At 65.6% G+C, this 5713-nt stretch carries 4 protein-coding genes and 1 pseudogene; 2 read left to right on the top strand and 3 right to left on the bottom strand.

Going from position 1 to position 5713, the window contains the following annotated elements:
- The 3 genes and pseudogenes from WEA77_RS04490 to hemC form a co-directional block, all read right to left on the bottom strand.
- Positions 1–627: pseudogene (locus tag WEA77_RS04490) on the bottom strand (hypothetical protein); the annotation flags it as partial.
- A 52-nt stretch (positions 628–679) separates the two neighbouring features.
- Complete coding sequence (locus WEA77_RS04495) at positions 680–1387, bottom strand: uroporphyrinogen-III synthase (protein WP_368066670.1); 708 nt, start codon at positions 1385–1387, stop codon at positions 680–682.
- Entirely contained in the window at positions 1384–2349 is a 966-nt protein-coding gene (hemC, locus tag WEA77_RS04500) for a hydroxymethylbilane synthase (RefSeq protein ID WP_368066671.1), read from the bottom strand. The genes WEA77_RS04495 and hemC overlap by 4 nt, the downstream gene beginning before the upstream one ends.
- Positions 2350–2472: 123 nt before the next feature.
- On the opposite strand from hemC, the gene WEA77_RS04505 reads away from it, so the two are divergent.
- Positions 2473–4335, top strand: a complete 1863-nt coding sequence (locus WEA77_RS04505) for a DUF885 family protein (RefSeq protein WP_368066672.1) — start codon at positions 2473–2475, stop codon at positions 4333–4335.
- A 150-nt stretch (positions 4336–4485) separates the two neighbouring features.
- Positions 4486–5649 (top strand): acyl-CoA dehydrogenase family protein, encoded by a 1164-nt coding sequence (locus WEA77_RS04510; protein WP_368066673.1) that lies wholly within the window; start codon positions 4486–4488, stop codon positions 5647–5649.
- The last annotated feature ends 64 nt before the right edge of the window (positions 5650–5713 follow it).

Below are 5713 nucleotides of genomic sequence, written 5' to 3' on the forward strand. Positions count from 1 at the left end.
CAATGCGCGGTAGTCGGACTCGAAAGCAGTGCCGCGGCGAGTGGCGGCTTCGATGGCGGAGAGGGCAAGGGCCGCTTCGGCGCGGCTGCCGCTGGATTTGAGCGCGGCGCTGGATTCAGCAGCGGCCTCGCGGGACGCAGCTTCGAGACCGGCGAGGCGTTCAGTCAGCGCGGTGACCTCGGCGCGCGGCGCGCGGTCTTCGAGGGCGTCGATGCGTTCGGCCAGATCCGACTGGGCGTCCGGATCGCCGCCGGCCGCGATGGCCTGGTCGAGGCGGCGCGAGACGGTATCGAGTTCGCGGATCAGGCCTGCAAGTTCGGCAGAGGCGGCGGCGGGCTCGGAGAGTTTCTCATCGATGGCGCCCTGCACCGTCATCACTTCAGTGACGCGCGCCTCGAGGCGTTTCTGGGCGGCGGCGAGATCATCGGTATTGCCGGGGCCGAGAAGTCCTGCGCCGAAGATTCCGGCGGCGGCGCCCATGAAGGCGGAAGCCAGGCTTGCCGCGCCGAGCGCCAGCCAGCCGGGCGCCGGACGCGCGGCTTTCTCCGGGCCGGCCGGGGCCGGTTCGAACTGGGCGTCGATCGGACCATTCAGGGGGTCCGTGTCGCGGAAAGGATCATCGGTCATGGCGCCTATATGGGCAGCTTCAGGTTTCAAAAGAGTGTGGCACAGCGGCGGTTCAAGGGCAAAGCGCGGCGGCGGCTCCGGCAAGGGCCTCCATGAGGGTGTCTTCATTGGGCCGGGCGGCAATCCAGGCGCCTTTTCCGGCCTGATCCTTCAGCGCGATGAGGGCGGGGGCCGAGATGGCGACGGCGGCCGCGTTCGAAAGGTCCGGCGCGCTGGCGGCTACGGCGCCGGCCGCCTTCGCCGAATGCAGCAGCAGGACAACCGGCGCCGGCCCGGCCAGCGCGGTGAGGGCGCCGGCGCAGAGAGAGGCTTCGGCTTCGGTGCGATAGGGCGCGGCAAAGCGGGCATCATGGCCGGCGGCGCGCAGCGCGGAGACGAGGTTTCCGGCGGCGCCTTCATTGGCGATGTGGAGCAGGGGGCCTTGCGCGCCGGAGGCGAGGATCGTGCGGGCAAGATCGTCGGCATTGCCGTCGCCTTCGATGACATCGGTGAAACCGGCGGCGCGCGCGGCTTCGGCGGTGGAGGGCCCGACGCACCAGACGCGGATGTCTTTCGCAAGGTCTGCGCGGGCGACGGAATGGACGCCGTTGGCGCTGGTGAAGACGATGTGTTCAACGCCGCCCGCGAGGCCCGCGTCGAAGCCGGTATCGACAATGCGCAGCATGGGCGAGAGGATCGGCGCATAACCCGCCGCCCGCAGCGCGTCTGCCGTGTCACGGGCGCCGGGCAGCGTCCGCGTGACGATCACGGCAAGGCTCACCGCTCGTCGCCGAAGACGGGAAAGTTACCCTTGGCGGAGGCGCGGATGTCGGAGGCAACATCCCGGCCAAGCTGGGCCAGCTGCGCCATCGAAGAGGATTTCCGCGCCGTGCCGGTGGCGGTCCAGCGCTGGTCACCGGCGGGGCTGAGCACTTCGCCGGTGAGGCGCCAGTTTGCGCCTTCGTCCGAAAGGTGGGCGGCGATGGGCGTGCGGCAGCTGCCGTCGAGCATGGTGAGGAAAGCGCGCTCGGCGGTGGCAGCGGCCTCGCTGACGGCGACGTTCAGCTTCGCGAGCGCGGCGCGCAGTTCGCTGTCGGCGTCCTCGCGGGCGACGACGCCGATGATGCCCTGGGCAGCGGCGGGCAGCATGTCGGTGACCGGAATGGGCGTTGCCATATGGTCGTATCCAAGACGGCGCAGGCCGGCCATCGCGAGGAAGGTGGCGTCAGCCTGGCCTTCTTCCAGCTTGCGCATGCGGGTCTGCACATTGCCGCGGAAGGTGACGACCTTGAGGTCCGGACGGAGGGCCAGCGCCTGCGCTTCGCGGCGCAGCGACGCGGTGCCAAGGCGGGCGCCCTGCGGCAAGTCGCGCAGGGACTTTGCGGCGGGCGAGACGAAGCCGTCGCGCGGATCCTCGCGCTCCGGGAAGGCGACGAAGACCTGTCCGGGCGGCAGAAGGGAAGGGACATCCTTCAGGCTATGGACGGCAATGTCGAGATCGCCGGCCGAAAGGGATTCGTCGAGTTCGCGGGTGAAAAGGCCTTTGCCGCCGGAATTGATCAGGCGCTCGGACGTCAGCTTGTCGCCGGTGGTGGTGAAAGTGACGATCTCAGCCTCGATGGCGCCGCCGGAAGCTGCCTTCAGGCTGGCGGCAATCTGGTGGGCCTGCGCGAGGGCGAGGGGAGAGCCGCGGGTGCCGAGGCGGATGGAGCGGGGGGCAGAGGCAGATTTCTTTTCGGTCATGGTTTTGCTTAGCGGCGGATTCCCGAATTGCCAATTCTGGCCTCCTCGGGGCGTTGACGCATGGGGCGGTGAGGGTTACGGAAGTTTATCGTTAAACGGAAAGTCCGTTTTCAGGAGACCCCCATGATCCGTACCGCTGTATCGGCCATTGCCCTTATTGCCATGCTGGGCGCCTGCGCCCCGAACACAACCACCGCTGACCCGGCCGCAATCGCTGCGGCACAGGCCGAGCAGAGCGCCAAACTGAACGCTTGGTTTGATGTCAAATATGAGGAACAGCTCCAGTTCAGCCCGATCGGCCTGACCTTCCAGGGCCGCAAGGACAAGCAGGACCAGATCGACTGTTTCACCTTTGCCTGCGCCGACGAGCAGCTGGCCTGGCAGAAAGCGGCGACCGACGAGCTGAAGGCGACGTTCGACTACGCCGCGCTGTCGCCGGCAGACAAGGATTCCTTCGACCTCTGGGTCTACCAGTATGACCGCGCGGCTGCCGGCGTCGCCTTCCGCAGCAACGGCTATGTGTTCGACCAGATGAGCGGCGTGCAGAGCTTTGCCGCGACCTTCCTGATGCAGTTCCACCAGGTCGACGATGAAGCCGGTGCGCGCGCCTATGTGGCCCGCATCACGGCGGCCGCCGCAGCGCTCCAGGACGCGCTTTCGATTGCCAGGGACAATGCGGCCAAAGGTGTGCACGCGCCAAAATTTGCCTATGAAGGCGTTATCGACCAGTCGAAGAAGATCATCACCGGCGCTCCGTTCACGGCCGGTCCGGACTCGGCGATCTTCGCCGACTTCAAGGCCGATGTTCAGAAGCTGGTCGATACCGGCAAGACGACGCCGGAAACCGCCGCGCAGCTGACGGCGCAAACCGAAGCGGCGCTGAACGGCCCGTTCCTGACCTTCTATAACGACCTGATTGCCTTCGCGACCGCCGATATGGCGAACTCGCCGGATGCGGCAGGTCCGCAAGGCGCAAACTTGCAGCCGGAAGGTGAAGCCTATTACAATTTCATGCTCGGTCAGATGACGACCACCAGCATGACCGCCGACGAGATCCACCAGCTGGGTCTTTCGGAAGTCGACCGCATCCATGCCGAAATGGAGGCGATCAAGACTGCGGTCGGATTCACCGGAACGCTGAACGAGTTTTTCACCAGCATCCGCGACGACAAGGACAATGAGCAGCACTATTATCCGGATACGGATGAGGGCCGCGAAGCCTATATCGCCGACGCCACCGCCGGCATCGACAAGATCAAGGCCGAGCTGCCGAACTATTTCGGCATCCTGCCGAAAGCCGATCTCGTCGTGAAGCGCGTTGAGGCCTTCCGTGAACAGCCGGGCGCGGCCCAGCACTATTATCCGGGCACGCCGGACGGTACGCGCCCGGGCATCTACTATGCCCACCTCTCGGATATGAAGGCGATGCCGAAGGGCGAACTGGAAGTGATCGCGTATCACGAGGGCCTGCCGGGCCACCATATGCAGATCGCGATCGCGCAGGAGCTGACCAGCGTGCCGAAATTCCGTACGCAGGCGGGCTTTACCGCTTACTCGGAAGGCTGGGGCCTCTATTCGGAGAAACTCGCAAAGGAAATGCCGGGCACGTTTGAAAGTCCGTACTCGGACTTTGGCCGCCTCGGCTCGGAAATCTGGCGCGCCATCCGCCTAGTGGTCGACACGGGCCTGCACTCGAAAGGCTGGACCGAAGACCAGGCTGTGCAATACTTCCTCGACAATTCGGCCATCACCGAGGCGCAGGCGCGCTCCGAGGTTCAGCGTTACATCGTGACGCCGGGCCAGGCGACGGCCTACAAGATCGGCATGATCCATATCCAGCAGCTGCGCGCGAAAGCCGAAGCCGAGCTGGGTGACAAGTTCGACATCCGCGCCTTCCACGACACGATCCTTGGCGGCGGCGCGCTGCCGCTGGACCTGCTGACGCGGAAAGTGGACCAGTGGATTGCGGACACGAAAGCCGCTTAATCCCCGTCACGCGGCCAGACCAGGGTGTCCTTCCCGGAAACGGGGAGGGCATTTTTGTTGGGGCGGCTGACGCAAGGGGCTTTTCCCCGCGTGACCCCTTGTCTCGAGCAGGCATCCGCATAGGCTTTGCGCCGTATGAGGAGCGCGGCCATGCATCTGAAATTTGCCCCTGAAACCGAGACGTTCCGCGCGCATGTGCGGGCCTGGTTCGAGACGGAATTTCCAAAGGACATCATCGCGAAGTACAAGGCGGGCACGCCGCTGACGACGGCGGATGTGCGCATCTCAGAGATGGCACTCGGCGCGAGGGGCTGGCTGGCGACGGCCTGGCCGAAGGAATACGGCGGGCCGGGCTGGGGCCTCGAGGAACAGTATGTGTTCGACGAGGAACTCGAGCGCGCCGGTGTGCCGACCGTGACGCCGATGGGTGTGATTTATGTCGGGCCGGTGCTTTACACGTTCGGTTCGGACGATCAGAAGGCGCGCTGGCTGCCGGGGATCCGCGATGGCTCGGTCGGCTGGGCGCAGGGCTATTCGGAGCCTGGCGCGGGATCGGACCTCGCGAGCCTCGAGTTTTCCGCCGTGCTTAAAGACGGCGTCTATACGCTGAATGGCCACAAGGTATGGACCTCCGCCGCGCAGCATGCGGACTGGATATTCCTCCTTGCGCGGACGAGCCGCGGCGAGAAGAAGCAGGAAGGCATCAGCTTCATCTGCTGCCCTCTGGAAGCGCCTGGCGTGACCGTGAAGCCGATCATCTCGATCGACGGGGCGCATGCGCTTAACGAAGTGATCTTTGACAATGTTCAGGTGGCGGAGGACAGCCGGATCGGCGAAGAAGGCAAGGGCTGGACCTATTCGCAATACCTGCTTGGCTTCGAGCGCACCTCCTATGCGCGCATCGGCGGCAAGCGCGCGATGCTGCGGCACGTAAGGGGGCTCGCCTCGGCGGCGCCGGAGGGCGGCAATGTGCGGCTGATGGACGACACCGGCTTTGCGGGCCGCCTGACGCGGGCTGAGATCGCGGTGGACGGGCTGGAAATGACGGTGTTCCGGATTCTGTCGGCGCAGGTGTCTGGTGGCTCGGTGGGGGATGCGTCCTCCACCGTGAAGATCCTCGCGACGGAGACGCACCAGGCGATCACGGAACTGTTCCTTGAGGCGGCCGGTCCTTTTGTGGGACACCGGGCGCCGTCTGCCGGGTCTGGCCCACGCGATGTGGCGAGCTATTTCGGCGGACGGGCACAATCGATCTATGGCGGCACGAATGAAATCCAGAAGAACATCATCGCCCGCAAGGTTCTGGGGCTTTAGAATATGAACCGGTTCGGGCTTCCGGGTGCGCCGCTGGCGCTGACGCTTGCCGGCGCGCTGGTGG

This window comes from Hyphomonas sp. (assembly GCF_040882205.1).
In the GTDB taxonomy this organism is placed as follows: Bacteria; Pseudomonadota; Alphaproteobacteria; order Caulobacterales; family Hyphomonadaceae; genus Hyphomonas.

What these genes read in the sequence shown, in the direction of transcription:
- WEA77_RS04510 (WP_368066673.1), top strand. Translation starts at nt 4,486, where the DNA reads ATGCATCTGAAATTTGCCCCTGAAACCGAGACGTTCCGCGCGCATGTG.
- WEA77_RS04505 (WP_368066672.1), top strand. Translation starts at nt 2,473, where the DNA reads ATGATCCGTACCGCTGTATCGGCCATTGCCCTTATTGCCATGCTGGGC.
- hemC (WP_368066671.1), bottom strand. Translation starts at nt 2,349, where the DNA reads ATGACCGAAAAGAAATCTGCCTCTGCCCCCCGCTCCATCCGCCTCGGC.